Source organism: Herbaspirillum seropedicae (assembly GCF_001040945.1).
Lineage (GTDB): Bacteria > Pseudomonadota > Gammaproteobacteria > Burkholderiales > Burkholderiaceae_D > Herbaspirillum > Herbaspirillum seropedicae.
In genome coordinates this window covers 5,033,500-5,060,050 of the sequence record NZ_CP011930.1, presented here as the reverse complement: position 1 = coordinate 5,060,050, position 26,551 = coordinate 5,033,500, and the positions used below count along the sequence as shown (strand labels likewise).

General features: G+C 60.5%; 22 protein-coding genes. 7 read left to right on the top strand and 15 right to left on the bottom strand.

The features are described 5' to 3' along the window. The first annotated feature begins 788 nt into the window (after positions 1-788). The 3 genes from ACP92_RS22090 (at position 789) to ACP92_RS22080 (ending at position 5,394) form a co-directional block, all read left to right on the top strand. Complete coding sequence (locus ACP92_RS22090) at positions 789-1,760, top strand: HamA C-terminal domain-containing protein (RefSeq protein ID WP_013236349.1); 972 nt, start codon at positions 789-791, stop codon at positions 1,758-1,760. After that, on the top strand, positions 1,753-4,326 hold the full coding sequence (locus ACP92_RS22085) for a DEAD/DEAH box helicase (protein WP_013236348.1): 2,574 nt from the start codon (positions 1,753-1,755) through the stop codon (positions 4,324-4,326). The genes ACP92_RS22090 and ACP92_RS22085 overlap by 8 nt, the downstream gene beginning before the upstream one ends. A gap of 156 nt (positions 4,327-4,482) precedes the next feature. Next, positions 4,483-5,394: a DUF4365 domain-containing protein gene (locus ACP92_RS22080; RefSeq protein WP_013236347.1), complete on the top strand. Its 912-nt coding sequence runs from the start codon at positions 4,483-4,485 to the stop codon at positions 5,392-5,394. Between the two features lie 413 nt (positions 5,395-5,807). Here the strand turns inward: ACP92_RS22080 and glmS are convergent, their stop codons facing one another. Beyond that, complete coding sequence (glmS, locus tag ACP92_RS22075) at positions 5,808-7,625, bottom strand: glutamine--fructose-6-phosphate transaminase (isomerizing) (protein ID WP_013236346.1); 1,818 nt, start codon at positions 7,623-7,625, stop codon at positions 5,808-5,810. A gap of 159 nt (positions 7,626-7,784) precedes the next feature. On the opposite strand from glmS, the gene ACP92_RS22070 reads away from it, so the two are divergent. Continuing rightward, entirely contained in the window at positions 7,785-8,264 is a 480-nt protein-coding gene (locus tag ACP92_RS22070) for an Lrp/AsnC family transcriptional regulator (protein WP_013236345.1), read from the top strand. 172 nt (positions 8,265-8,436) lie between these two features. After that, the gene (locus tag ACP92_RS22065) at positions 8,437-9,483 is read left to right on the top strand and encodes a glycosyltransferase family 4 protein (RefSeq protein WP_013236344.1); all 1,047 of its coding nucleotides are present in this window, start codon (positions 8,437-8,439) and stop codon (positions 9,481-9,483) included. A 49-nt stretch (positions 9,484-9,532) separates the two neighbouring features. Here ACP92_RS22065 and glmU read toward each other — a convergent pair whose 3' ends face one another. After that, entirely contained in the window at positions 9,533-10,891 is a 1,359-nt protein-coding gene (glmU, locus tag ACP92_RS22060) for a bifunctional UDP-N-acetylglucosamine diphosphorylase/glucosamine-1-phosphate N-acetyltransferase GlmU (protein ID WP_013236343.1), read from the bottom strand. Between the two features lie 268 nt (positions 10,892-11,159). Here glmU and ACP92_RS22055 point away from each other — a divergent pair, with 268 nt between their 5' ends. Then, positions 11,160-12,209 carry a glycosyltransferase family 4 protein gene (locus ACP92_RS22055; protein WP_013236342.1) on the top strand — a complete coding sequence of 350 codons (1,050 nt, stop codon included), beginning with the start codon at positions 11,160-11,162 and terminating at the stop codon, positions 12,207-12,209. A 47-nt stretch (positions 12,210-12,256) separates the two neighbouring features. Continuing rightward, positions 12,257-13,177 carry a hypothetical protein gene (locus ACP92_RS22050; RefSeq protein WP_156181821.1) on the top strand — a complete coding sequence of 307 codons (921 nt, stop codon included), beginning with the start codon at positions 12,257-12,259 and terminating at the stop codon, positions 13,175-13,177. A 97-nt stretch (positions 13,178-13,274) separates the two neighbouring features. Here ACP92_RS22050 and ACP92_RS24090 read toward each other — a convergent pair whose 3' ends face one another. The 13 genes from ACP92_RS24090 to ttcA all read right to left on the bottom strand — a co-directional run bounded on the left by ACP92_RS24090 (position 13,275) and on the right by ttcA (position 26,525). Next, the gene (locus ACP92_RS24090; RefSeq protein ID WP_013236340.1) at positions 13,275-14,345 is read right to left on the bottom strand and encodes a class I SAM-dependent methyltransferase; all 1,071 of its coding nucleotides are present in this window, start codon (positions 14,343-14,345) and stop codon (positions 13,275-13,277) included. A gap of 106 nt (positions 14,346-14,451) precedes the next feature. After that, a complete protein-coding gene (locus ACP92_RS22040; RefSeq protein ID WP_013236339.1) occupies positions 14,452-15,600 on the bottom strand; it encodes a glycosyltransferase in 1,149 nt (382 codons plus the stop codon). A gap of 10 nt (positions 15,601-15,610) precedes the next feature. Continuing rightward, positions 15,611-16,201 (bottom strand): D-glycero-beta-D-manno-heptose 1,7-bisphosphate 7-phosphatase, encoded by a 591-nt coding sequence (gmhB, locus tag ACP92_RS22035; RefSeq protein WP_013236338.1) that lies wholly within the window; start codon positions 16,199-16,201, stop codon positions 15,611-15,613. Positions 16,202-16,365: 164 nt separating this feature from the next. Further along, positions 16,366-16,953, bottom strand: coding sequence for a D-sedoheptulose-7-phosphate isomerase (locus ACP92_RS22030; protein WP_013236337.1), 588 nt, complete (start codon positions 16,951-16,953; stop codon positions 16,366-16,368). Then, positions 16,950-17,672, bottom strand: a complete 723-nt coding sequence (locus ACP92_RS22025; RefSeq protein WP_013236336.1) for a sugar phosphate nucleotidyltransferase — start codon at positions 17,670-17,672, stop codon at positions 16,950-16,952. Before ACP92_RS22025 ends, ACP92_RS22030 begins: the two co-directional genes overlap by 4 nt. Positions 17,673-17,675: 3 nt before the next feature. Then, a complete protein-coding gene (locus tag ACP92_RS22020) occupies positions 17,676-18,830 on the bottom strand; it encodes a DegT/DnrJ/EryC1/StrS family aminotransferase (protein WP_240727276.1) in 1,155 nt (384 codons plus the stop codon). A gap of 84 nt (positions 18,831-18,914) precedes the next feature. After that, complete coding sequence (locus ACP92_RS22015) at positions 18,915-19,904, bottom strand: GDP-L-fucose synthase family protein (protein WP_013236334.1); 990 nt, start codon at positions 19,902-19,904, stop codon at positions 18,915-18,917. Beyond that, entirely contained in the window at positions 19,904-20,902 is a 999-nt protein-coding gene (locus ACP92_RS22010) for a GHMP family kinase ATP-binding protein (RefSeq protein WP_013236333.1), read from the bottom strand. The genes ACP92_RS22015 and ACP92_RS22010 overlap by 1 nt, the downstream gene beginning before the upstream one ends. Positions 20,903-21,422: 520 nt before the next feature. After that, positions 21,423-21,968: a dTDP-4-dehydrorhamnose 3,5-epimerase gene (gene rfbC, locus ACP92_RS22005; RefSeq protein ID WP_013236331.1), complete on the bottom strand. Its 546-nt coding sequence runs from the start codon at positions 21,966-21,968 to the stop codon at positions 21,423-21,425. Next, a complete protein-coding gene (gene rfbB, locus ACP92_RS22000; protein ID WP_013236330.1) occupies positions 21,965-22,981 on the bottom strand; it encodes a dTDP-glucose 4,6-dehydratase in 1,017 nt (338 codons plus the stop codon). Before rfbB ends, rfbC begins: the two co-directional genes overlap by 4 nt. 14 nt (positions 22,982-22,995) lie before the next feature. Beyond that, complete coding sequence (gene galE, locus ACP92_RS21995; RefSeq protein WP_013236329.1) at positions 22,996-24,006, bottom strand: UDP-glucose 4-epimerase GalE; 1,011 nt, start codon at positions 24,004-24,006, stop codon at positions 22,996-22,998. A 54-nt stretch (positions 24,007-24,060) separates the two neighbouring features. Next, positions 24,061-25,134, bottom strand: coding sequence for a CDP-glucose 4,6-dehydratase (rfbG, locus tag ACP92_RS21990; protein WP_013236328.1), 1,074 nt, complete (start codon positions 25,132-25,134; stop codon positions 24,061-24,063). Between the two features lie 428 nt (positions 25,135-25,562). Then, entirely contained in the window at positions 25,563-26,525 is a 963-nt protein-coding gene (gene ttcA, locus ACP92_RS21985) for a tRNA 2-thiocytidine(32) synthetase TtcA (RefSeq protein ID WP_013236327.1), read from the bottom strand. Positions 26,526-26,551: the final 26 nt, after the last annotated feature.

Below are 26,551 nucleotides of genomic sequence, written 5' to 3'. Positions count from 1 at the left end.
TCATTGGTATCCGGTGCTGCGGCGTGTAATACGCCTCAGCGGCCGGGGTCTTTCTAGGACCTACACATAGCGACTTGAAAATGACCAAGAGTAAAAAAGAAGCCGAAGCAGACTATGAGTGCACTCTCGATGGGCGACCATTTCCGAGCGAGCATGAGCGCCGTGAGCGTGAGGAAAGAAGGAGGCGCCGAACAGCGCATCGCCGGTAACGGTCTATAAGCCTGACGCCGGTCGCAATATGGTCGCGGCGGAGGAGGTTGCGGTGCCGGTACTGCCAACCGCTTCGCGCAATCGCAATTGAAGCGCATCTGCTCGACCATTTAAGGACGACCCAGCACCTCAAGGCGTATCACAAGTAGTCCTTTCAAGCCCGCACCTGTGGTTTTTTTCATGGTGGACGTAAAAGGTGTGGCACGAAGCCGCCTGTCCTGGCTGCATGCCCAAGGTCTCATTTTCCTTCTTGACACGGTCGACCACGCAATAGTAATGGTCGTTTTGGGTCCTCTGTCACAATTTCTTCATGGTGCAGTAGGGTCTTCTTCCGATCAGGCACCCATTAAAGTTGTGGAGTGGCAACGTATGCGGTCGTGAGGAATCATTAATGAATTTGTCCTTTCTTATAGGGACATGCAGTTCTGATGAAAAGAAGTCAAAAATTATTGCAAATTCTTGCCTAAGAATAATTAACAAAAGTGCCGTAGAACGGTAAAGTTTAGTTAAGTTGTAAGCTCGACATTGGGCATCAACGTGGGGACGTTGATGCAAATTCTGCAAGGGGAACTTCACGAATGACAGTGCATGTTGATGAGCATCAACCTGGTAGACATTTTGATAACTTATTGGGGCGTCGGAATGTTGATGCAAGGATAAAAAATTGTAGTGTTCACGAGGAGGGCCTGCCTCTGGTTTCGGCCCATTTCTTGTATCCGGCGTTCAAGGGCGGGAAGCCATCGGTTGCTGAGTTGGTGAAAATGCTCATGAGAGAAATTACCGGTTTTTGCGCCACCAAGCTGCAGCGTCGTAGAGCAAAAGAGAAAGATCGGCTGAGTACATATGACGCTCGCGAAACAGAAGACCTTGCCGACTGGGCGAAGGCTCTGTTCATCAAAACAAAGGAGTCCAGTAGTCGGTCAGGTGAAGGTGGGGAACTACTGCTTTACGTTTTCATTGAGCATTATCTGAAAGCACCGCTCGTGCTGTCGAAGATGCGCTTGAAGACATCGCCTTCAATGCCAATACATGGGGCCGACGGCGTTCATGCAATGTGGGATGAGCATGGCGAGCGGCTGACGATGTTCTTCGGCGAGTCAAAAATGCACGAGTCCTTTGCCAGCGCGATGTCAGACGCTGCCGAATCTATAAGCTGGCTTGCTAAGAATGCAGATGGGCGGATGGACAATGAGCTTCAGCTTACCAGTGGGAATATAGATTTAGACGGCTTCCCCGAAGAGCTGCAGGAGTACCTTCTTCGTTTTCTTCATCCTTACGATACAGATGAAGGTAACCGTCGTAGCGACAGATTTGCAATTCTGATTGGCTATGACTACGCCGCCTATAACAAATTGGCTAAAAAGGGTGTGGAGGAAGCGGAAGAGTATTTCAAAGAGCTCTATCGGAAAAGTCTAAGCCAGAAGCTACGCACTGCCCAATCTCACTTAGAAAGGCACGAGATTTCGCTGGCCGCCGTTGATTTATTTTTCCTTCCCCTGCCCGATGTGCAGTCGTTCCGGGATGAATTCAATAGGGAACTTCATGGGTAACTTCAATTTACAGTTGGCTCAGCGCGTAGCTAGCAGCCAGAAATTTCAGATTGCCTATGAGACGCTGCAAAAGGAAAGCCTAGCGTCCCTCTCGGGAAGAACTCCCAGCATCGATATAGGTGAGCGAAATAAGCTGTTGCGGTCGGCCCTCATACTGGCACAGTCTGGAAGCAAGCAATATTCGACATTGTCTCAAGATATCGTATACGCCCTCGCAACACTCCCCTTGGAGACCAGCCAGCGAGCTGTATGCGAGCACATCTTGGCAATGTTGGGGAATTTTCCGGCTAGCGACTTTCTAAAAGGGAACAATCTTGCGCATGGGAGGTTACCCTGGAATCTTAAGCTCAGTGAGGAGGTGCGGCGAGACGAGAATTATGTTTCGGTTCTCGGCAAAGAAATCTTGCTGACTGACTTCCAGGCCGATGTATGGGATGAGCTAAAAACGCAGCAATTCCTTAGCATCGCTGCGCCCACATCTGCTGGCAAGTCGTTCTTGATTCAACTCTATCTGAAGTCGCTTCTCGGTAATTCGGACCGCCTGTTAGACATAGCTTATGTTGTTCCAACGCGTTCGCTAATTCATGAGGTGCATGCATCCTTAATCAAGGCGTTCACGGGCTTCGAGAATCCTCCAGTAATCAGCAGTATTCCACGTGCAGACGAAAGATTGGCAGCGACCCAGTCGCGCATTTTCGTCTTTACCCAAGAGCGGCTTAGAACTGCAATGGATGAAGCCGACCTGGCATTAGATTGCTTGATAGTTGACGAGGCACAGCAAATCGCCGATGGCTCGCGTGGAATGCTCCTGTTATCGTGTCTCGAGGATGTAAATGAACGAGCACCCCAAGCGCAGATTTTATTCATAACACCCGGCTCACGAAGTGGTGCTTCTATTGGCTCGCTTATGGGATTAGGTGAGTTGCCATCTGTAGAGACTACTCTGCGTCCAGTGCGGCAAAATTTAATCTATGTGAACTTCAAAAGCGCGAAGAAAAAGCAGCATCTACAGCTAACGCTTCATCGCGAAAACCAGAAGCCATTAGCACTAGAGAATGTGGACTTGGAAGGAGAGCCGGTTTCAAATGCCGGAGCACGCTTCCTGACCGCTGTGATGACCCTTGGAGACGAAGGGCAAAATCTCGTCTACGCATCAGGAAAAGCTGCTGCCGAAAAAATGGCGGAGGCAATAGCAGCCGCCTTAGGCGGTAAAGACAATTTTGTTAAGCAGACAGAAGCTCTCCTTGAGCTTTCAGAATTTGTTAAGAAACACGTCCATCCTCAATATGCACTTGTCGATTCTATTAAGTCAGGTGTTGCCTATCACTACGGCAGTATGCCGACCACCCTCACGAAGGCTATTGAAGAATACTTTGCCAATGGCGCCCTTAAATATCTGGTTTGTACATCGACTTTGCTACAGGGAGTAAATCTTCCTGCTCGAAATATCTTCATCCGCAATCCAAAGAAGGGGATGGGAAAGCCAATGGGGCCAGATGATTTCTGGAATTTGGCTGGCCGAGCAGGAAGGTTGTCTAAGGACACACACGGCAACGTGTTCCTGATTGAATATAAAAAATGGGATAGGCAGCCAGTTGAAGAGGTGAGGCAAAAGGAGGTCACGCCTTCGTTGAGTAAAGCCTTCACCACTTCGCATACAGAAGTGATGGATTTCATACGTGACGAGAACCATGTTTCAGGTGCCAAGGATACGAATTTCGCTGAGAGTGTTTTTGCACGACTATTCATCGACGCAAAAGAGGGCGTCATGGAACAGACGATTGAGCGTGCGACGAGGGGGATTGCAATGGAAAGCGCCGTTTCCATAAGTGATGCAATCCGAGAACATCTGGACAAGGTCATGCTCCCCCCGGAACTATTGAAGCGCAATTCCTCTGTATCACCCCTACGACAGCAGGCAATGTTTGACGTCCTCTTAGCTGTGGTGAAAAGGGGAGGAACGGCACAGCTTGTGCCCCATCATCCGCTGCAGTCTGGTCAAGTCAAAGAACGTCTCGAGTCCATCATGGATTTGATTCACCGCCATTTAGAAGGGAAAGAGACCAATCAGCAATATTACTTTGGCTGGTTCGCCTTAAGTTGGATGCGGGGGAGTTCCTTGAGGGACATGATAGAACACCAAATTCAATATGAGCGTAGAAAGGCCGAGGTGAATGGTGACGAGGAGCCGGAACCAGGGAAAACCATTATCAAGGTGCTAGATGATGTGGAGAATAAGCTGAGGTTTCATTACGTGCGATACATCGGTTGCTACATTGATCTATTGAAGCATGCCGTCGGCGTGGTATCTCCTGACCGAGAGCTCGATGTTCCGCCTATTCCCTTATTTTTGGAGCTAGGCGCATGCAGTGGAACGATGATTGGATGCATGGAGCTAGGGCTATCCAGAATTGCAGCAAGAGAATTGACAGACCTGCTAGGGAAAAGTGACTTAGACGCTGTCGCTATCAAACGTAGGCTAATAAATCTAAAGGGTGCGAGTCTTAAGTTGTCTCCCATTATCGTTAGCGAGATAAAGCGAATTGGCTTAGAAACTTCGGCCTAAGGCCGAGAGTAGACCGGAGCATGGATTCGTGCCCTCAGAAACGAAAAGGCCAACCCGCGGAGGCTTGCGTTTTTGCTTAGGCATTCGGGGGGCGGACCGCTCCGGGGTTTTATATTCAAGTATTGCTAGTTGCTGATTTAAGAAGGCGAAGATGAAATGGCACGGTACGATCCTAAAGAACAAATTGGTGTCAATGCAGTTCAGAAAATAGTTTTGAAAGAACTCGGTTGGATTTTTCGTGAACAGCCGTTAGTTGATATGGGAATTGATGCACATATCGAATTGGTACAGGACGAGCCGACCGGGAAGTTAGTTGCGTTGCAAATTAAAACGGGGCCAAGCCATTTTGTCGAGCGTGAAGATGCATACGTGTTTCGAGGAAGCCTCACGCATCTAGAATATTGGATCAATCACTCTTTGCCGGTCATATTGGTTGCGCATTTCGATGAGGAAAATGAGACCTATTGGGTTCTCGTTGATGAGGGCAAGGTTCGTCGCGCGGGGAAGTCCTGGACCATCGCTATTCCTAAGGAAAATAAACTAGGTAAAAAAACACGCGCTGCTTTAGCGAAAGTTTTTGCTGGATCTCCTGCTCAGAATCGTATGCGAAGGTTGGCTATCGATGCATCGTTAATGCGCCATGTTAAGGCGGGCATGAAGGTATCTGTTGAACTTGAGGACTGGGTTAACAAAGGGTTGCGACGTGGCAACGTGACAGTGTACGTCTATGATAAATACGGACGCGAGACTTTAAGCAAAGAGTGGTTTCAGTATTACATGCACCGCCCAATGAAGGAGTTGGTCGAAACGCTATTTCCTTGGTCGGTAGCAAGCATCGATGTCGATTTTTATGATGAAAATTGTGAGGACAATCAAGATATCTATTCTGTCGTCTCTCGAATGGCCGACCATGACAATGGTTTTGAATATGAATCTGCTGGAGAGAAGGAGATTTATCCATACAAAAATGACAGTGGAGAAGTCGATTGTTATCGGCTGCAGCTTAGGCTAAACCAGTTGGGAAGAGCTTTTTTGTTGGTGTCGGATTATTTGGAGGGTGCAGAATGATTCGATGTCAGCGTATGTTCTTAGTCAGCAAGGCGCTCCCAAGTGCTCGCTCGACGACTTTACTGTCGGACTTTTCACTTGGCTAAGTGCAGAGGCGGTCAAATCTCGGAAGCCAAGAAGGAGCCTGAAGCGGATGTTTTTGGACTTGGGAGAGCTGGTATGCGAGGAGGAAAAATCGGCAGGCGGAAAGCAAACATAGGTCGAAGCCGAAGATTTTCAGTCCCAGAAATGAAAAACGCCAACCGGCGAGGGCTGGCGGTTTTGCTTAGAACATTCTTGGTGGCCCGGGGCGGAATCGAACCACCAACATAAGGATTTTCAATCCTAGAGCCGTACTAAAGACTTGTCTCAGACTTTAATTGCATATCTCTGACATTGATTGTACGAAACAAAAGTTCCACCGCCCAGTCCCCTCACTCCACCGTAACCGACTTAGCCAAATTCCGCGGCTTATCCACATCCGTCCCCCTAGCCAATGCCGTGTGATACGACAGCAACTGCAGCGGCACCACATGCAAGATCGGTGACAACACCCCATAGTGCTCCGGCATACGGATCACATGCAGTCCCTCTGCCGAGCTGATGTGCGAATCACCATCCGCAAACACATACAACTGCCCACCACGCGCACGCACTTCCTGCATGTTGGACTTGAGCTTTTCCACCAGCGCGTCATTGGGCGCGATGGTCACCACCGGCATCTGGTCCGTCACCAGCGCCAGCGGGCCGTGCTTCAGTTCGCCGGCGGCATAGGCTTCGGCGTGGATGTAGGTGATTTCCTTGAGCTTGAGCGCGCCTTCCAGGGCAATCGGATAATGCAGGCCACGGCCCAGGAACAGGGCGTTCTCGCGGCGGGCGAAGGATTCGGCCCAGGCGACGATGGACGGCTCCAGCGCCAGCACGCTCTGCAATGCCGCCGGCAGGTGGCGCATGGCCTTGAGGTGCTCGGCTTCCTGTTCTTCCGTCAGCAGGCCGCGGGTCTGGGCCAGCGCCAGCGTGAGCAGGAAGAGGGCGGCCAGTTGCGTCGTGAAGGCCTTGGTCGAGGCCACGCCCACTTCCACGCCGGCGCGGGTGATGTAGGCCAGTTCGCATTCGCGCACCATGGCGCTGGTGGCGACGTTGCAGATCGTCAGCGTGTGCTGCATGCCCAGGCTGCGCGCATGCTTCAATGCGGCCAGGGTGTCGGCGGTTTCGCCGCTCTGGGAGATGGTCACCACCAGCGATTTCGGATTGGGCACGCTGTCGCGGTAACGGTATTCGCTGGCGATCTCGACGTTGACGGGGATCTTGGCGATCGATTCCAGCCAGTACTTGGCGGTCAGGCCGGCGTAGTAGCTGGTGCCGCAGGCCAGGATCAGGATCGAGTCGATCTCCTTGAAGACCTTGTAGGCCTTGTCGCCAAAGAGCTCGGGCATGATGCCGACCACGCCTTCGAGGGTGTCGGCGATGGCGCGCGGCTGCTCGAAGATTTCCTTTTGCATGTAGTGCTGGTAGGGGCCGAGTTCGACCGCGCTGGTGTAGGCCTGCACGGTGCGCACTTCGCGCTCGGCCGGGCGACCGGCGGCGTCGACGATCCAGACTTTCTGCAATTGCAGGTCGACGACGTCGCCTTCTTCCAGGTAGATGATCTGGTCGGTGGTGCCGGCCAGGGCCATGGCGTCGGAGGCGACGAAGTTCTGGCCTTCGCCCACGCCCACGATCAGTGGTGAGCCCTGGCGCGCGGCGACGACGCGGTGCGGTTCGTCGGCGCAGAACACGGCAATGGCGTACGCGCCGGTGAGGCGGCGCACGGCCTGTTGCACGGTGTTGAAGAGGTCGCCGTCATACATGTGGTCGACCAGGTGGGCGATGACTTCGGTGTCGGTCTGGCTCTCGAAGACGTAACCGACGGCCTGCAATTCGGCGCGCAGTTCGTCGTGGTTCTCGATGATGCCGTTGTGGACCAGCGCGATGCGGTCGCGCGAGAAGTGCGGGTGGGCGTTGTGCGTGGCGGGCGCGCCGTGCGTGGCCCAGCGGGTGTGGGCGATGCCGGTGAAGCCGGACAGGCCGCTCTGCGCGATCTGCTGCTGCAGTTCAGCCACGCGCGAGGTGCTGCGCGAACGCTGCAGCTTGCCGTCCACGTGCAGCGCTACGCCGCAGGAGTCATAGCCGCGATACTCGAGGCGCTTTAAGCCTTCGAGCAGGATGGGGGTGACGTTTTGCTGCGCAACCGCGCCGACGATGCCGCACATGGAATACCTCGTGTGAAAGAATGTGCATGCATATTAGGCGAGGGGGTGTGAAATATGATTTCTAAAAATAGTGACTAATGAATTAATATTGCTGACGTCAAAACTCATGAAATATTCATTAAAATTAGGTGCATATTTGAATGAATATTGCCCATCCTGATGACATTTGAACTCGACGACCTCGACCGCCGCATCCTGAAGGCCTTGCAGGCCGATGCCAGCCAGACCAACCAGGAGCTGGCTGCGCGGGTGCATGCTTCGCCGCCGACCTGCCTGCGCCGGGTCAAGCGCCTGGTTGAGGGGGGCGTGATTGCGCGGCAGGTGGCCTTGCTGGATGCGCAGAAGGTGGCGGCGGCGCTCACGGCGGTGGTGGAAATCACGCTGGATCGCCAGGGCGAGGAGGAGCAGCAGGCCTTCGAGGCGCTGGTGGCCGATGAGCCGGCGGTGCAGCAGTGCTATCGGGTTTCGCCGGGGCCGGATTTCGTGCTGGTGGTGCTGGTGCGGGACATGTCGTCCTATCATGCGCTGGCGCACCGGCTGTTTGCCTCGCAGCGCAATGTGCGCAATGTGCGCAGTTATTTCTCCATCCATCGCAGCAAGTTCGAGACGGCTATTCCCATCGATGACGCGGCCAGCTGAATCGGCTTGCAGCCTGTGCGCGGCGCATGCAAAGGGCCGAGATCGCGCGGGTTTGCGGTGGTTCTTCGGCCTTTGGCTGGCGTGGGTGGGCTTATGCTGTCGGTCTGCCCTATCGGGGCCATGAGCTTGATGTTGTCCTCATCCTTCTCACCTTTGCCTTTTTTGCCTGCCCATGAAAATCCTCCTGCTCAACGATGAGTTCTACACCACCGGCGCCAGCATTGCGATGCTGCGGCTGGCTGAGCGGCTGGTTCAGCAGCATGAGGTGATGGTGATGCCGCGCCGCGATGGCGAGGGAGAAATCCGTAAACAATTTGAGGCGCTGGGCATTCCCATCGTCCACAACGTCACTACCGTGGATGTGGTGGTGGCCAATACGCTCATGGCTGGCCTGCATGTGGCCGAGGCCGGGCCCAAGGTGCCGGTGGTGTGGTGGATCCATGAGGCCGAGGTGGGGCGCGACCTGATCCTGCGCTTTCCGGCGCTGGCGCCGGCTTTCCAGCATGCGTCGCAGATCGTTTTCCAGACCAGCTATCAGCAGAAGGTCTACCAGAGCTTCCTCTTCGATAGTCCGGCGAGCTGTCATGTGCTGCCGTTCTGGAATGACGCCATCTATCGGCAGGAAGACCTGGGCCCCAAGCCCAAGCGCGGCAAGCGCATCGTCTGCATCGGCACCATCGAGCCGCGCAAGCGCATGGAAGATACGGTCCTGGCGGTGGAGGCGATGCCGCCGGCCTTGCGCGAGGAGGTGGAGTGCGTCTTCATCGGCAAGTACCTGGAATTGCCGGAGCAGGCGCGCCGGATCGCCGATGCGGCTCCGCAGCGCTACCGTTTCCTGGGGGAGCAGGCCAATGACGAGGTATTGCGCTACCTGGCGTCGGCCGATACCTATGTGCTGGCCAGCTATAGCGAATCGCAGCCGCTGAGCATCTGGGAAGCCTTCGAGCTGGAAGTGCCGGTCTGCCTCTCGGACCTGGAAACCTATGGCCACATCGGCCTGCAGCATGGCCGCAATGCGCTGATGCATCCGGTCGGTCAGACCGCGGTGTTGAGCGCCAACCTGCAGCAACTGCTGACCCGTCCCACGCTGGCGCGGGAGTTGGCGCGCGCGGGCAAGAGCCTGCTGTTGAAGAACCTCACCCGCGACTGGGCCGATGAGTTCGAACGCATCATTGCCCGCGCCGCCATGGGCGCGGAACTCAGGAAGCTCGGCTATTGAGGCTGAGCTGCTGAACTTGAGCTGCTGAGGCGGCTTGCCGCCGCAGACCTTACTTCTTGATCTTCACCGGTCGCTGCCATCCCGGCAGGGACAGTTGCTTGGCGCGCGAGATGGTCAGCTGTCCAGCCGGGGCGTCCTTGGTCAGCGTGGTGCCTGCGCCCAGCGTGGCGCCCTTGCCCACGACTACTGGGGCGACCAGCTGGCTGTCGCTGCCGATGAAGGCCTCGTCCTCGATGGTGGTGCGGAATTTGTTGGCGCCGTCGTAGTTGCAGGTGATCACGCCTGCGCCGATATTGACCTTGCTGCCCACGTCCGCATCGCCCACGTAGGCCAGGTGATTGGCCTTGCTGCCCAGTCCGATGACGCTGTTCTTGACCTCGACGAAGTTGCCGATGTGGACCTCGTCGGCCAGCTCGGTGCCGGGGCGCAGGCGCGCATACGGGCCGACCTGCGCACCCGCGCCAACCACCGCATCTTCGATGTGGGTGAAGGCCTTGATGCTGGCGCCGGCGGCGATGCTGGCGTTGCGGATGACGCAGTGGGGGCCGATGCTGGCGCCTTCGCCGATGCTCACGCAACCCTCGAAGACGCAGTTGACGTCGATGCTGACATCGCGGCCGCAGTCGAGCGTGCCGCGCACATCGATGCGGGCCGGGTCGGCCAGGGTCACGCCGGCTTCCAGCAGGGCGGTGGCGATGTTGCGCTGGTGCACGCGCTCCAGCTCGGCCAGTTGCACCTTGCTGTTGACGCCCAGCGTCTCGGCGACGTCATCGGGCTGGGCCGAGACCACGTCCACGCCATCGGCCACGGCGGCGGCGATCACGTCGGTGAGGTAGTACTCGCCCTGGGCGTTGTCGTTGGACAGCTTGGCCAGCCAGTCACGCAGGCGGGCAGTGGGGGCGACGATGATGCCGGTGTTGACTTCGGTGATGGCGCGCTCGGCGGGGCTGGCGTCCTTCTGCTCGACGATGCGGGTGATCTTGCCGTTCTCGCGCACGATGCGGCCGTAGCCGGTGGGGTCGTCCAGGGTCACGGTGAGCACGCCCAGCTTGTCCTGACCGGCTGCGGCCAGCAGCCTTTGCAGGGAGGCGGCGGTGGTCAGGGGGACGTCGCCATACAGCACCAGGGTGGGGACGCCGTCTTCCAGGTGCGGCAGGGCCTGCATGACGGCATGGCCGGTGCCGAGCTGCGGTTCCTGGCGGGCAAAGGCCAGGTCGCGGTCGGCAAAGGCCTGCGGCACGGCGTCGCCGCCGTGGCCGTAGATCACGCACAGGCGAGACGGTGCGAGCGCGCGGGCGGTGTCGATGACGTGGCCCAGCAGGGGCTTGCCGGCCAGCGGGTGCAAGACCTTGGGAAGGGAGGATTGCATGCGTTTGCCCATGCCGGCAGCGAGGATGACGATGTTCATGGCGTAGCGGGGTTGGTGGACTTGCCGAAAAGGCAAAGTCTAGCATGCAGCCCCGGCGCTGCCGGGCTGCTTGTGGTCAAAAAGGAAGCTGAAGGGCATTTGCGCGTGTGCTCCGCCCTTTGAGGCTTGCATGGCTCATTAAGATGGCAGATTGCGGCTTGCTGCGCGTGTTTTGCGTCAGGGAAATCTTTTGGCGGCGGCGCAGCATCCTCACGGATAAGCGATAAGCGATTGGCGGCCCTGCGGTCGCGCCCTCTTTGGACATTGCATGAAGATTCTTTTGTTGAACGACGAGTTCTACACCACCGGCGCCAGCACGGCCATGCTGCGCCTGGCCGAGCGGCTGGTGCAGAACCACGAGGTGTCGGTCTTGCCGCGTATCGATGGCCAGGGCGAGATCCGCAAGCAGTTCGAAGCGCTGGGCATTCCCATCGTCAAGGACCTGGCCGGCGAGCCTGATCTGATCGTGTCCAACTGCATCCTGTCGGGTTCGCTGGTGGGCGAGCTGGCGCCGCGTTGCCCGGTGATCTGGTGGGTGCACGAGGCCGAGGTCGGCCGTGACCTGCTGCTGCGTTATCCGCAGATGGCGCAGGGCTTCAAGAGCGCCTCGCACATCGTCTTCCAGACCGAGTTCCAGCGCATCGTCTATGGCAGCTTCCTCTTCGACAGTCCGGCCATGGTGCATGTGCTGCCGTTCTGGAACGACGCCATCTACCGCCAGCAGGATCTGCAGCCCAAGCCCAAGGACAAGAAGCGCATCGTCTGCATTGGCACCATTGAACCGCGCAAGCGTATGGAAGACACCATCCTGGCCGTCAATGCCATGAGCAGCGCGCAGCGTGCCGAGATCGAGTGCGTCTTCATCGGCAAGTACCTGCAGCTGGGCGATGGCGCGCGCAAGCTGGCTGAAGCACTGCCGGAGCGTTACCGCTTCCTGGGCGAGCAGCCCAACGAAGAAACCCTGCGCTACCTGGCCTCGGCGGACGCCTATGTGCTGGCCAGTTCCAGCGAGTCCCAGCCGCTGACGATCTGGGAAGCCTTCGAGCTGGAAGTCCCGGTCTGCCTGTCGGACCTGGAGACCTATCGCCACATCGGCCTGAAGCACGGCGTCAACGCCATGATGCACCCGATGGGCAATATGGAGCTGCTGGCCTCGAACCTGCAGATGGTGCTCTATCACGACGATGTGCGCCGTCGCATCACCCGGGCCGGCAAGAGCCTGCTGCTCAAGAATCTCACCAGTGACTGGGCCGACGCCTTCGAACGCCTGATCTATCGGGTGCAGGCGCAGATCGCCGTCAAGCAGATGGGATTCTGATCCGCCCAGTACCTGATCCCCACATCCTTAGCCAACGTTTGCCCATCATGGATTTCAATCAACGCATCTCCGAGCTGCTCAACATCCGCCCGACCGTGCTCAATGCCGATGGCATCCTGCGCGAGTGCGTCCGTATCGAGCAGGACAATCCCTATATCCCTTCAGGTTTCCTGTGGGTGCTCGAGTACAAGCGTGGGCAGGTCAGCAAGCTGCGCGGCGACAAGCCCGGCGCGGTGGCCCATGCGCGTCGCGCGGTGGCGCTCAATCCCTACAACGAAGACCTGATCCGCGAATACCGCGACCTGGTCGCCAACGCCTCCACCATCAAGAACCTGGCCCTGATCATCAGCTGCAAGAAGTACGAACAGAAGGCCCTGAGCTTGCAGCGCCAGTACGAGGAAGCGGGGATCGAAAGCCTGATCATCTCCGGTCACGATACCGAGGCCATCAACCATCCACGCGCCGTGCAGGTGGCCGCGCCCGATAACTACGAGGGTCTGCCGCGCAAGACCGTGGCGGCCTGCACCTGGGTCTACGAGAACGTGGGTCGCAACGTCGGCATCCTCAAGGTGGACGATGACCAGACCTTGTTCGATCCGGTGCGTGCGCGCCAACTGCTGGACCAGCTGCATACCCTGAATGTGTATGCGGGTGTGCCGGTCTCGGGCACCACCCATGACCGCAATTGGCACTGGAACAAGTGCCAGGACAAGGCCCTCAACACCATCTCCTATGGCAAGCCCTTCTGGCGGCACTGGGCCATGGGCGGGGCCTATTACCTGGGCCCGGGGCCCTTGGAAAAACTGGTCATGACGATGATGCGTTTCCCCGGACTGTTCGATGGCGAATACTACGAGGACAAGCTGGTGGGCGACGCCCTCATGGTCGAGCAGGTGCCGTTGAAGGAACTGGCTGGCTACGAAGACTTCGGCCTGAGCCTGACGGCGCAGCATCGTTTCAATAGCTGAGCTGTACTGCACTCACTGATCTAGCTTGCGCCGGCCCTGTCGGCGCCATGGAAAAAGGCTCCCGCGGGAGCCTTTTTTCACGTCCATGCCGTGGTCTTCATTCCAGGCCGGCGCGGGCCCGCGCCAATTGCTCCTGGTAGAAATCGAAGATGTCCTTGACGATTTCCGGTGCGCGCAATGCGGCCTGGTAGAACAGTTCCTTGGCATCCTCGGGCATGTTGCAGATGGCCGCCAGGCGACCCAGCTGGAACACCACCGCCGGATTCTCGCCGTCGTTCTGCAGGGCTTCCGTGAGGACCTTGAAGGCTTCCTCGTAACGGGCTGCGGCAATGTGCTCCATGCCGATTTCCAGCGGGCTCATGGGCGCCAGCAGCGGCTGCGCGGCGGACTGCGCCGAGGCCATTTCACGTTCCAGCTGGGCCAGGTTCTGCAGGTACTGTCCATTGCCGGCGTCGCGCATCTCCGGCGAAGCCGCCAGCCATTTTTCGCAGAACGCACCCAGCTCGCGCACCGCCGACGAGTTCAGCGACAAGCCCGGCACCACCGCCAGCGAGGTCTTGCGCAGCATGTCGCGGTCGTTGCTGATGGTCAGGCCGCAATAGGCCGGACGCAGGCCTTCGCTGCTGAGCATGGTTTCCAGCTCGGCCAGGTTCCACTCGCGGATGTGGGTGGGATTGGCCGGCGGACCCATGTCGTGGGTACCGCGTTCGAGATCGCGCTCCGGGGTCGAGATCACGGCGACCTTGGCATGCACCAGGTAGGAACGGATCAGGGCCATCAGGCGGGTCGGGTTGACCAGGTGCTCGATCACGTCGGAATTGATCACCACCGCGTTTTGTAGCACCTCGGGCGGGAATTGCACGCCGTCGCTGTTTTCCAGGTCCACCTCGACCCAGTTGCCAAACGGATATTGGGCGCGGCAGTGCTCCAGGTTGCTGCCGAAGTCCATGCCGATGATCTGGAACTCGGGGTACATCATCGACAGCTTGCGCGCGCGTCCACAGCCGATATCGATGATGTAGCGGCAACCGTACTGGCGCGCCAGGGTGGCTGCCAGCGGATAGACCTCCGGTTGCCAGATGGTGCCGTCATCGTGGACGTCGGCGTAGTATTCCGGTTGAGTACGGGCCCGATATCCCGGTTTGATGAAGAAGCTTGCTGCTGTCACGATGGTTCCTATGAGAAGAACTTGAAAAGGAAGGGCTTTCCGGCGACGCTGCCCTGGGTCGGCTCACATCCTCGTGCTGGCCGTAGGTGCAAACGATTGTAGCAGTTCATGCCGCCTCTACACGACTGAAATCGGTCTCGACACCGTCTTCCAGCCAACGCAGGATCTGCTTGACCCGCAGCTCAGCCGTATGCAGGGTGAGCAGCTTGTGGCGGGCATTGCCGACCAGTCGCTGCACCAATGCGCGATCTTGCTGCAGGCGGCGGATCTGGTGGGCCAGGTGTTCCGGTGATTCGGGGTCGTAGAGCAGGATGTCCTGCTCGTCGGCGAACAGGGCGTTGGTGCGCGGCCGGCCCGGGATGGTGCAGGAGATGACCGGCTTGCCCGCCGCCATGCCCTCGTAGACGCGACCCGGGAAGCCCTGGAAGAAGGACGGCAGATTCACCACCGCCACGCCCTGCTGCAGGCTGCGCAGCCACAGTGCGAAGATATCCTGGCGCAATGTGCGCAGCAGTTGCAGATAGCGCTCCAGCACCACCGGCGTGGCCTGCAGGCCTTGTTCCAGCGCCTCGGTGGTGAGGGCTTGCAGACGGTCGAACAGGGCCGGGAATTCGGTCTGGTATTCCAGCGAAGGGCCCGGCTGCACCAGCAGGCCATCGAGCTGTGGATGCTTGAGCCAGCTCTGCCGCTTGCCATACAGCGCCCCGTAGAAGACCGCATAGGGCTGGGCTGGGCGGGAGGCGACCTGGATACTGTCGCGCGGCACCGTCTGCGGCCACCACATGGCCTGGACCTTGCCATCCCGGTTCAGGTCGGTGGCGTCCTGTTCGTCGGCCAGCAGCACGTGGGTCATGTAGGACAGGCGCTGCACCACGCGCTCCTTGCGTTCTTTGAGCTTGGGTTCGAGCTCGTACACATAGGGCTCGTATTGCAGCGACTCCATCACAAAGCCCAGGCGCACCGGCGCCAGGCCGCTGATCCAGGACAGGAACTGCTCGTCGTAGTCCGCATGGACCAGTTCGATCCAGACCTGGTCATAGGTCCGCTGGCCCACCATCTGGCGCAAGCGGGAGAGCCAGTTGCCGCGGCTGGTATTGTCCATGCGGAACATGCTGGGAATGCTGAGCACATCGGCGCCGCTCTGGCGCAGCGCTTGCTCCACGCCCATCTGGGTGGGATAGCCCAGGCTGCGCGCCAGGCGCCAGTCGGGGAACTCCAGGAAGATGAACAGGATGCGGGGAGTGGGAGTCGTCACGTCATTGACCTCATGCAAGAGCGGCGCTGGCTGCGCCGGCCTGGCGGGATTCGCGCAGGATCAGCGCACCCGCGCGGGCGAAATCGTCGGCCAGCAGGACGCCGGGGGGACAGTGGTCGCGTTCTTCGCGGCCATAGCCGGTGGCCACCAGCACGCAGCGCGCACCCACGGCCAGTCCGGCCTGTATGTCGCTGAGCTTGTCGCCCACCATCCATGAGCGCGAGAGGTCGATGTTCCATTCGCGCTGGGCGCGCAAGAGCATGCCGGGAGCGGGTTTGCGGCAATCGCAGTCACGCACCTGGCCATGCAGCGGATGATGCGGACAGTGATAGTAGGCGTCGATGCAGCCGGCGGCCTCTCCCATGCCGGCGTCGACCTGGGCGTGCAGGCGGCTGATGGCTTGCTCGTCGTAGTAGCCGCGCGCTACGCCGGCCTGGTTGGTCACCACGATATTGAGGAAGCCGGCTGCATGCAGCTGCATCAGCATCTCCACCGAACCTGGGATCCATTCCCAGTCTTCGTAGCGGTGCAGGTAGTTCTTCTCGACATTGAGCGTGCCATCGCGATCGATGAAGACGCAGGGGCGTGCGGGTTCAGACATTGCCGTACTTGGTGTTCTTGGTCATGGTGTAGCCCTTGACCAGTTCGGCGATGCCGCGGTCCAGGGAGAATTCGTTCTTGAATCCGGTCGCTTCGAGCCGAGATAGCCGGCACCGCCGGTGACGAGGATGTGGTAAGACATGATGGATCGTCCTTTGCTGAAGATCATTCGCCGAAGAGGGCCGCTTCCACGCTCTCGCACAGGGTATGCGCCAATACGATATGCAATTCCTGGATGGTGCTGGTGGCCTCGCCGGGGACGACGATGGCGTGGTCGGCCAGGGGCCGCGCCGGTCCGCCGTCGCGGCCGGTAAACAGGATGCTGGGCACGCCCATGGCGCGGCATTGCTCCAGCGCGCGCAGGATATTGGGCGAGCGTCCCGAGGTGGTGATGCCCAGGAAGATATCGCCAGCCACCGCCTTGCCGGCCAGCTGGCGCGAAAACACCTGCTCGTAGCCATAGTCATTGCCGATGGCGGTGAGGATGGAGCTGTCGGTGGTCAGCGCTTCGGCTGGCAGGGGCGCACGATCACGCGCCAGCTTGCTGACGAACTCGGCCGCCAGGTGCTGGGCATCGGCGGCCGAGCCGCCGTTGCCGGCGATGTAGATGCGGCGGCCATTGCGATAGGCCGCGATGGTGGCGGCCACGGCGGCGTCGAAGACGGCCAGGGTGGCGCTCTCCTGCATGAGCTGTTGCTTGGCGCGGATGGAAGCGTCGAGGTTGCGTTGCAGGCGCAGCAGTGGCGAGCTCATGGGGTCTCCTTTGCATTGAGTACGGTGGCGGCGCGGTGGTAGTCATCGGGGATGCCGATGTCGATGAAGCTGCCGTCGAATTCCAGTCCCACCATGCGCTGCCCGGCGGCGAAGGCGCGCGGGAACAGATCGTTTTCCAGCGACGTGCTGGCGCCGGCCTGCACGCCCAGGCTGGCCAGGGCGCGCGGGTGGATGCAATAGACGCCGCCATTGGCCAGGCATTCGTCGCCATCCTGGCTGGATTTGAGTTCGGTGATGCGGCCATCGGCAGCCACGCCCATGCCCAGGTAACGGCTGGTCTGGCCGGTGCGGAACAGCGAGAAGCACCAGTCGCTGTCCTGCTGCAGGGCGAACTGTTCCAGCGCCGGCAACTGCACGGCGAAGTAGGTATCGCCATTGAGCAACAGGAAGCGTTGGTCCGCCGGCAAGCGCTGCAGCGCCAGCAGCAGGCCGCCGCCGGTGCCCAGCGGTGTTTCCTCGACCACGTAGTCCAGTCGCGCGCCCCGGTACTGCTGGCCGAAGTGCCCGCTGATGGCCTCGTGCCGGTAACCCACGGCCAGCACGAAGTGAGCGATGCCCTGGGCGATCCAGTAGTCGAGCTGGTATTCGAGGAAGGGACGGCCCTCGATCGGCGCCATCGGCTTGGGCAGGTCAGGGACGGCGCTGCGCAGACGGGTGCCCAGGCCTCCGGCCAGGATGACGGCGGACTGTATCGTCATGGCTCAGACCGCGTTGAGGATGCGGCAGATGTCATCCACTTCGGCGTCGGACAGGTCGGGGAAGTTGCCGATGTAGAAGCCGTAGAAATGGATGTGCTCGGTCTGCGGGAATTGCAGGTAGTGGTCGGCCGGCACGATGCCCTTCAGGTAGGGCTGGCGCACCTGGTTGTCACCGCCGGCGCTGCCGCGGCGGAATTCGATGCCGTTGCTGCGCATGGTCTGCATGAGGCGCTCGACGAAGACGTCGTCGGCCTCGCGCAGCACCAGGTTGAAGGCGTAGTTGCTGGAACCCTCGGTCTTGAAATCGACGCGGTAGCGCTGGCTGTCGATCTGGTCGAGGAAACGCATCATGTTGGCGGTGCGGCGCGCGCAGTTGGCGTCCAGGCGCTTGAGCTGGCTGCGGCCCATGATGGCGCCGATTTCCGTATTGCGCACGTTGTAGGCCGGGAAAGCAAAGATGAAGTCCGGATTGAGCTGCGGATTGTCCTGGCGATAGCCCAGCTTCAAGTCGTCATCGGTCGCTTCGCGCACCATGCCGTGCGAGCGCAGCATGCGCACCTGCTGGTAGACCTCGGGGTCGTTGGTGCAGACCATGCCGCCTTCGATGGTGCTCATGTGGTGGGCATAGTAGAAGGAGAAGTTCGACATCCAGCCGAAGCTGCCCAGGCGTTGGCCGTTGTGGGTAGCGCCATGCGATTCGCAGACGTCTTCGATGAGCGGGATGTTGCGGCGTTCCAGCTCGGCCAGCAGTTCGTCGGTGAGCCCGTCGAAGCCCTGCACATGGGTCAGGAACACGGCGCGGGTGCGCTCGGTGATCTTGGCCAGGATCTGCTCCGGGGCCATGGCCAGCGAGCGCGGATCGATATCGGCGAAGACCGGCGTGAAGCCGTTCTGGATGACCGTGGCCACGTCGGAGATCCAGGTCAGTGGAGGCACGATGACTTCGCCGCCTTCCGGGTGGCGCAGCTTGAGCACGGCCATGCTCAGCAGGTTGGCCGAGGCGCCGGAGTTGACGAAGACGCTGTACTTCACGCCCAGCCACTCGGACCATTCCTTCTCGAAGGCGCGTACGTTCGGTCCGTTGGTCAGGATGGGATCGTCCTGGCGCAGATGCTCGATGACGGCATCGAGGTCTTCACGCAGGATATTGTTTCTCATCAGTGGGTATTTCATCATGCGGTTCCGTTATGCGAGGGTGAGGGAGAGCATTGCTTGTCGTTGTCGGGAAATCCCATGCGCCGGTCAGACGGCGCGGCCGGCCTTGTTCTGCACATACCAGGCGTAAGTATCGCGCAGTCCTTCGGCAAATCCCACCTGGGGGCGCCAGCCTTGCTGGTGCATGAGGCTGCTGTCGAGCAGCTTGCGCAGGGCGCCGTCGGGTTTGCTGCTGTCCCATTCCAGCCGGCCTTCATAGCCGACCACGCCGGCGATGGCTTGGGCCAGTTCGCGGATGGAAATGTCGCTGCCCGAGCCGACATTGAGGGGCAGCGTGAGCGCAGGCAATTGCTCGCGCATCATCAGCAGTGCGGCGGCGGCGATGTCATCGGCGTGGATGAATTCGCGCCGCGGCGTGCCGCTGCCCCATAGCGTGACGGCCTCGGCGCCATCCAGCTTGGCCTGGTGGAAGCGCGCCATCAGCGAGGACAGCACATGCCCCGACTTGGGGTCGAAGTTGTCATTGGGGCCGTAGGCGCTGTTGGGAATGAGCGGGATGAAACGCTGCTGGCCATACTGGCGGTTGTAGGCCAGGCACAGTTGCACGCCGGCCAGCTTGGCGATGGCATAGGGCAGGCTGGTCGGTTCCGGGTGGCCGCTCAGCAGCGCCGTCTCGGCCATCGGCTGCGCCGTTTCGCGCGGATACATGCAGGAAGAGCCGAACATCACCAGGCGCTTGACCCCGCAACGATGGGCCGCCTCCAGCACGTTGAGCGAAATGGCCAGGTTGGCGTTGATGAAGTCGGCCGGGAAGCTCTGGTTTTCCAGGATGCCGCCGACCTTGCCGGCGGCCAGCATGACGTAGTCCGGACGTTCCGCTTCAAAGAAGGCGTCGACCTGCTGCTTGTCGCGCAGCTCCAGCTGGGCGCGGGTGCGGGTGATCAGCTTGCGGTAGCCGGCCTGTTGCAATGCGCGCAGGATGGCCGAACCGATCAGGCCGGCGTGGCCTGCCACGAAGATGGAGGCGTCGCGCGAGGGCATGTCGGCCGGCAGCGCTGCGGGAGTGGAAAGCGTCATCAATTCAATCCAGTGGGGTTGTACATGACGATGCGAGTGCCGCCGTCATCGAACTTGAAGGGGACATGGATCAAGTGCTTCAGGCGTTCGCGCACGGCCGGCTGTTGTTCGGGCTTGACGAAGAGCATCAGGAAACCACCGCCGCCCGCGCCCATGATCTTGCCGCCGATGGCGCCTGCCTGCATCGCTTCCTGGTACAGGTAGTCGATTTCGCTGGTGGAGACCTTGTCGGAGAGCGAGCGCTTGCACAGCCAGCTTTCGTGCAGCAGCTTGCCCAGCTCATCGATGGAGGTATGCTCGCTTTGCAGGATGGACATGGCCTCATCGACCATCTCGCGCATGCGATGCAGCTGCGCCTGGCGCTGCTTGAGGTTGTCGATCTGCGATTTGGCCACTTCCGAGGCAATGCGGGAAAAACCGGTGAAGCACAGCATCAGGTGGCTGTGGAATTCATTGAGCCGCTCTTGCCGCAAGACCACCGGCGAGACCGAGAAGCTGCCGTTGCGATGGAATTCGATCATGTTGAAGCCGCCATAGGCCGCCGACACCTGGTCCTGCGAGCCGACATTTTCGGCCAGGACGTTCTGTTCGATATGGATGGCGGTGCTGGCCAGGTATTGCTTGGATGCATAGCGCCCCTCCAGCGCCGCCAGCGCATGCAGCATGCCGACCGTGAAGGAAGAGCTGGAGCCCAGTCCGGAGCGCGCCGGCAGGTCGCCGTCGTGATGGATTTCCAGGCCGCGCTCGCAGCCGGTCCAGCCGAGGATGCCGCGCACGGCCGGATGCTTGATCTCCTCGACCGTCTGCACGTTCTCGATCAGGGAGTGGACGATGCGGTGCTTGTGCTCGAAGAACGGCGGCAGGTGGCGACAGGTGATGTAGCAGTACTTGTCGATGCTGGTGGCCAGGACGGCCCCGCCATGTTCGGCATACCAGCCCGGATAGTCGGTGCCGCCGCCGAAGAAGGACATGCGAAAAGGGGTACGGGTGATGATCATTATCGTTATCCGTGCTGTTGGCCCTGCAGAAGGGATGGGCAGCGCCAGGCGCCGCCGCCGGGGTTCAGTCTCCGAGGATCTTGCGCGGTGGCCTGGTCATGCCTTGCATGCACGGCTGGGCGCCGTCGGGCAGGCCGAAAATAGCGGCGCCGCTCCGGGTCAGCCCATGCGGCAGGAGAGCGCGCCGACGGTCGGGATTGCCGGGCAGGACATCGATATTCTTTGCTTCTGGCACGTTGGATATCTCCTCATGGCGCTTGCAATGCCATCGGCCAGACTTTCCATCATGCATCGATTGGGCAAGGCAAAACGACTGTTCTCCGCCTGTTCTCCTTGTCGCAGCAGGGCTGCGGGAGAGGGGCATCCTGAGGAGTCTACGTGGATTGGCCGGATCGGATGGCGGGATTACAGGGGATTTTCCGGTCCACCTTTTGTATTAGCGTGCGCGCCGGGCAGGCGCATGGGCAGGGCGGATCAGGGTAGTGACAGCAGGCAATGCCGCGCGCCGATCGTTGCGATTTCAGGGAAAAAGCTCGGCCTGGCGCCAGTACACGCCTTGCCGGTCCTTGTCCGAGAGCAGGGGCGGGGCGGTCAGTTGCCAGTCGATGGCCAGATCGGGATCATCCCAGCGGATGCAGCGCTCATCCGGCGCAGACCAGTAGGCGGTGGTCTTGTATTGCACATCGGCAATGTCGCTGCGGACATGGAAGCCATGCGCGAAACCTTCCGGGATCCACAGCTGGCGGCGATTCTGCGCCGACAGGGTGACGCTGGCCCATTGCCCGAAACTGGGCGACTGGCGGCGCAGGTCCACCACCACGTCGGTGATCTCGCCCTGGATCACGCGCACCAGCTTGCCCTGCGGCTGGTGCAGCTGGTAGTGCAGGCCGCGCAGCACACCGGCTTTGGAGTGCGACTGGTTGTCCTGGACGAACTCCGGGCTCAGCCCCGTGAGGGCCTTGAACTGGCGCGCATTGAAGGCTTCGAAGAAATGGCCGCGCGCATCTTCGAAGACCGTGGGTTCCAGCACCAGCACGCCGGGGAGCAGGGTGGCGGCGATCTTCATGGCCTCGCTCCGGACGCATGGCGTGCCGCCAGGAACCACTGCACGGTCTGCCGCAGCCCCTGCCTGAAGGCGTGCTGCGGCGACCAGCCCAGCTCGCGCTGGATCTTGCTGGTGTCGACGGCGTAGCGGCGGTCATGGCCGGGGCGGTCTTGCACGAAGCAGATCTGGTCGCGGTACTGGCCTTGCGCCTTGGGGGCGAGTTCATCGAGCAGGTCGCACAGGGTCAGGACCACCTCGAGATTGGTCTTCTCGCTATTGCCGCCGATGTTATAACTCTCGCCCGGACGGGCGCGGGCCAGGACCAGTTCGATGGCGCGGCAGTGATCGGCCACATGCAGCCAGTCGCGCACCTGCTGGCCGTCGCCATAGATGGGCAGAGGCTGGCCGGCCAGGGCGTTGGTGATCACCAGCGGGATGAGCTTTTCCGGGAAGTGGAACGGCCCGTAGTTGTTGGAGCAATGCGTGATGAGGACCGGCAAGCCATAGGTGCTGTGAAAAGCCCGCACCAGATGGTCGGAAGCCGCCTTGGAGGCGGAGTAGGGGCTGTTGGGGGCGTACGGCGAAGTTTCGGTGAAGGGCGGCGCGTCTGCGGCCAGGCTGCCGAATACCTCGTCGGTGGAGATGTGCAGGAAGCGGAAGGCCGCCTGCTCAGCCGCTGGCAGCGTGCTCCAGTAGTCGTAGGCCGCGCTGAGCATGCTGAAGGTGCCGTTGACATTGGTCTGGATGAACACCGCCGGGCCGGCAATGGAGCGGTCCACATGGCTCTCGGCGGCGCAGTGGACCACGGCGCGCGGGCGGTGCTGCGCGAACAGGCGGGCAATGGCCGCGGTGTCGCAGATATCGGTCTGGCTGAACAGGTAACGCGCATCGCCGGCCACGCTGGCCAGGTTGTCGGGATTGCCGGCGTAGGTCAGCTTGTCGATGTTGAGCACGGCCTCATCGTGCGGGGCCGCCAGGAAATGCAGGATGTAGTTGGCGCCGATGAAACCGGCGCCGCCTGTGACGAAGAGCATGGTCTGGCGAGGCTTCAGGCCTTGAAGCCGTTCGGATTCATCTGCTGCCACTTCCACGAATCAGCACACATCGCCTCCAGTCCCAGCGTGGCTTCCCAGCCCAGCTTGCGCTTGGCTTCGGCGGGATTGGCGTAGCACGAGGCGATGTCGCCGGGACGACGCTCGGCGATGGCATAGGGCAGGGTCTTGCCGCAGGCCTTCTCGTAGGCCTTGAGCACGTCGAGCACGCTGTAGCCCACGCCGGTGCCCAGGTTCACCGCAAAGCATTGCGGCGCGTCCAGCGCTTGCAGGGCGGCCACGTGGCCGCGCGCCAGGTCCACTACGTGGATGAAGTCGCGCACGCCCGTGCCGTCGGGGGTGGGATAGTCGCCGCCCCAGATGTTGAGGCGCTCGCGGCGACCGATGGCGACCTGGGCCACGAAGGGCATGAGGTTGTTGGGAATGCCGCCCGGGTCTTCGCCGATCAGGCCGCTCTCATGCGCGCCCACCGGGTTGAAGTAGCGCAGCAGCGCGATCTTCCAGTCGGGATGGGCGCGGTAGTAGTCGCGCAGCATGTCTTCGATGACGATCTTGCTGCGGCCATAGGGGTTGCTGGCCGAGAGCGGATGGGCTTCGTCCAGCGGCAGGTATTGCGGATCGCCGTAGACCGTGGCCGAGGACGAGAACACGATGGTCTTCACGCCCGTGGCCTGCATCGCTTCGAGCAGTCGGACCGTGCCGACCACGTTGTTGTCGTAGTACATCAGGGGCTGCTCGACCGATTCGCCTACGGCCTTGAGGCCAGCGAAATGGATCACCGCCTCGCACTTGAATTCGCGCAGTACGCTTTCGAGCTGCTCGCGGTTGCGGATATCGCCCTTGACCAGGGAGAGCGTCTTGCCGGTGATCTGCTGCACCCGCTTGACCGATTCCGGGCTGCTGTTGCAGAAGTTGTCGAAGACGATGACCTCGTGGCCTGCCTTGAGCAGTTCCACGCAGGTATGGGAACCGATGTAGCCGGCTCCCCCAGTGACGAGGATATTCATGAGCGAAAGGTCTTGTTCAGGATCGGAAAGCGATGCGCGAGCGCGATCCCGCAATTATGTCAGACTCTGGTAGAAGGCAATCTGATTCTCGGACAGGGCGCGCAGGTCTTCATTGTTCAGGTAGCCGGCATACCATTGCGCGGTCAGTTCCAGCGCCGTGTAGAGCTCCATGCGCGGAATCCAGTCTAGGCGCTGGCGCGCCTTGGACGTATCCAGCCGCAGCACCGCTTCGGAGAGGGTGGCGCCGGCCTGTTCCAGGCGGACCTCGACGGGTTCGACATCGTTCTTCTGCAGCGAGTGGTTGAAGGTCGCGCAGAGCTGGCTCACTGTCTGCAGGTCGGTGTCGGTGGGGCCGAAGTTCCAGGCCTCGGCGTAGCTGGCGCCGTGTTCGTAGAGCATCTTGCCGATCTGCAAGTAGCCCGACAGCGGCTCCAGCACGAACTGCCAGGGCCGCACGGCATGCGGCTGGCGGATGGTGACGGGCTGGTCCGTTTCCAGCGCGCGGATGAAATCGGGGATCAGGCGGTCTGCCGCAAAGTCGCCGCCGCCGATGACGTTGCCGGTGCGCACGCTGGCCACGCCGACCGGACTGTCGGGATCGGCCGAGAAGAAGGAGCGCCGATAGGCCGCCGTCACCAGTTCGGCTGCGCCCTTGCTGCTGCTGAAGGGATCGTGGCCGCCCATGGGGTCGTCTTCGCGATAGCCCCATAGCCATTCGCGGTTCTCATAGCACTTGTTGCTGCTGACCACCACCACCGCGCGCACGCTGGGCGTGCTGCGCACGGCTTCCAGCAGATGCGCCGTGCCCATGACGTTGGTGGCGAAGGTGTCCAGCGGAGTCAGGTAGGAATGTTCGATCTGCGGCTGTCCGGCTAGGTGGAATACCACATCGGGCTGCACCGCCGCCATGGTCTCGGCCAGGTGCTTGGGGTCGCGCACATCACCGGTGGTGGTCTGCACGCAATTGTGCAGGCGCGCCAGGTGGAACAGGCTGGGGCTGGTGGGCGCAGGCAGGGAATAGCCGCTGACTTTCGCGCCCATCAGGTGCAGCCACAGCGTCAGCCAGCTTCCCTTGAAGCCGGTGTGACCGGTGATGAAAACGCGCTTGTCGCGCCAAAAGTTAGCCATCAGGCAGCCTCTTACACGTATGGCAGAGAGTCGTTCGGGTGCAGAGGAGCGAATGCGATGTTTCACGCGTATGGCCGGGCCATGCTCGTGGCCAGCCTCCCGGTATTTTTCGTGTCGGGATCACGTTTCCCTGCGAAACCTCGACTGCTTGGTTGTGTTTATCTTGATCCAGGCAGACCTGCCTCGCGGCATCTGACTGCGAATGACCCGATTAGAACATGCGGTTTTTGGGCTTCAAGCGAGGATCAGGAGGGTATTTGTCGTCCAATCCGGAACTATAGCCTGGGGGTAACAAAAATTTACGTCGAACGCTCCGTGCAGGCAGGGGAGGGGCGCTCAAAGCCGCTTGGGGAGCGGCTTTCCAGTTGATGAGGTGAGACGGTGTGTATCGTCTGGCCGCATCGCGCGTCATTGCATCAAATGTTGCTTCAGAGCAGGTTGATGACGGACTGGCCGTCTTCTACCTTGTCGTCGCGGTCAAAGAGGGTGTCGCCGCTGGCTTCCTTGCCCGGGCCTGGGGTGAAGTGGGTGAAGTCGAACAGGCTGCGGTCCAGCATGTGCGAGGGGGCGATATTGCCCATGGCGGTAAACATGCTCTTGATCCACAGCGGGTTGGTCTTTTCCCATTCATTCAACATCTCGCGCATGGCCTGGCGCTGCAGGTTGGGCTGCGAGCCGCACAGGTTGCAGGGAATGATGGGGAACTGCATCGCCGCCGCGTATTTCTTGATGTCGGGCTCGCGCACATAGGCCAGCGGGCGGATCACCACGTTCTCGCCATCGTCGGCGATCAGCTTGGGCGGCATGGTCTTGATCTTGCCGCCGTAGAACATGTTGAGCATGAAGGTGTGCAGGATATCGTCGCGGTGATGGCCCAGCGCGATCTTGGTGGCGCCCAGTTCCTTGGCCACGCGGTAGAGGATGCCGCGACGCAGGCGCGAGCACAGCGAACAGGTGGTCTTGCCCGGGGCGATCTTGTCCTTGACGATGCTGTAGGTGTCTTCTTCGACGATGCGGTAGCGCACGCCGATGCGTTCGAAGTATTCGGGCAGGATGTGCTCGGGGAAGCCCGGCTGTTTCTGGTCCAGGTTCACGGCGATGATCTCGAACTTCACCGGGGCCACCGATTGCAGGTAGCGCAGGGTGTCGAGCATGGTGTAGCTGTCGGCGCCGCCGGACATGCAGGCCATGATGACGTCGCCGTCGCGGATCATGTCGAAGTCGGCGATGGCGCGCCCGGTCAGGCGGCGGATGTTCTTTTGCAGCAGCTCGAAGCGGCGCGAACCGGGCGCGGTCACTTCGCTCTGGCCGGCGGGCCCGGAGCCGGCCTGCGCCAGCTCATCGGCTTGGATGGGATCGGACAGTGGCACTGCGGCCGCCATGTCGTTCATGGGAAATTCCTTCAATCGGTAGGCTG

What these genes read in the sequence shown, in the direction of transcription:
- gmhB (WP_013236338.1), bottom strand. Translation starts at nt 16,201, where the DNA reads ATGTCTGAACCCGCACGCCCCTGCGTCTTCATCGATCGCGATGGCACG.
- glmU (WP_013236343.1), bottom strand. Translation starts at nt 10,891, where the DNA reads ATGAACATCGTCATCCTCGCTGCCGGCATGGGCAAACGCATGCAATCC.
- ACP92_RS22085 (WP_013236348.1), top strand. Translation starts at nt 1,753, where the DNA reads ATGGGTAACTTCAATTTACAGTTGGCTCAGCGCGTAGCTAGCAGCCAG.
- ACP92_RS22080 (WP_013236347.1), top strand. Translation starts at nt 4,483, where the DNA reads ATGGCACGGTACGATCCTAAAGAACAAATTGGTGTCAATGCAGTTCAG.
- ACP92_RS22025 (WP_013236336.1), bottom strand. Translation starts at nt 17,672, where the DNA reads ATGACGATACAGTCCGCCGTCATCCTGGCCGGAGGCCTGGGCACCCGT.
- ACP92_RS22090 (WP_013236349.1), top strand. Translation starts at nt 789, where the DNA reads ATGACAGTGCATGTTGATGAGCATCAACCTGGTAGACATTTTGATAAC.
- ACP92_RS22020 (WP_240727276.1), bottom strand. Translation starts at nt 18,830, where the DNA reads ATGAGAAACAATATCCTGCGTGAAGACCTCGATGCCGTCATCGAGCAT.
- ACP92_RS22030 (WP_013236337.1), bottom strand. Translation starts at nt 16,953, where the DNA reads ATGAGCTCGCCACTGCTGCGCCTGCAACGCAACCTCGACGCTTCCATC.
- ACP92_RS22050 (WP_156181821.1), top strand. Translation starts at nt 12,257, where the DNA reads ATGGATTTCAATCAACGCATCTCCGAGCTGCTCAACATCCGCCCGACC.
- ACP92_RS22015 (WP_013236334.1), bottom strand. Translation starts at nt 19,904, where the DNA reads ATGACGCTTTCCACTCCCGCAGCGCTGCCGGCCGACATGCCCTCGCGC.
- galE (WP_013236329.1), bottom strand. Translation starts at nt 24,006, where the DNA reads ATGAATATCCTCGTCACTGGGGGAGCCGGCTACATCGGTTCCCATACC.
- ACP92_RS22065 (WP_013236344.1), top strand. Translation starts at nt 8,437, where the DNA reads ATGAAAATCCTCCTGCTCAACGATGAGTTCTACACCACCGGCGCCAGC.
- glmS (WP_013236346.1), bottom strand. Translation starts at nt 7,625, where the DNA reads ATGTGCGGCATCGTCGGCGCGGTTGCGCAGCAAAACGTCACCCCCATC.
- ttcA (WP_013236327.1), bottom strand. Translation starts at nt 26,525, where the DNA reads ATGAACGACATGGCGGCCGCAGTGCCACTGTCCGATCCCATCCAAGCC.
- ACP92_RS22010 (WP_013236333.1), bottom strand. Translation starts at nt 20,902, where the DNA reads ATGATCATCACCCGTACCCCTTTTCGCATGTCCTTCTTCGGCGGCGGC.
- ACP92_RS22070 (WP_013236345.1), top strand. Translation starts at nt 7,785, where the DNA reads ATGACATTTGAACTCGACGACCTCGACCGCCGCATCCTGAAGGCCTTG.
- ACP92_RS22055 (WP_013236342.1), top strand. Translation starts at nt 11,160, where the DNA reads ATGAAGATTCTTTTGTTGAACGACGAGTTCTACACCACCGGCGCCAGC.
- rfbB (WP_013236330.1), bottom strand. Translation starts at nt 22,981, where the DNA reads ATGCTCTTCGTCACAGGCGGCGCCGGTTTCATCGGCGCCAACTACATC.
- rfbG (WP_013236328.1), bottom strand. Translation starts at nt 25,134, where the DNA reads ATGGCTAACTTTTGGCGCGACAAGCGCGTTTTCATCACCGGTCACACC.
- rfbC (WP_013236331.1), bottom strand. Translation starts at nt 21,968, where the DNA reads ATGAAGATCGCCGCCACCCTGCTCCCCGGCGTGCTGGTGCTGGAACCC.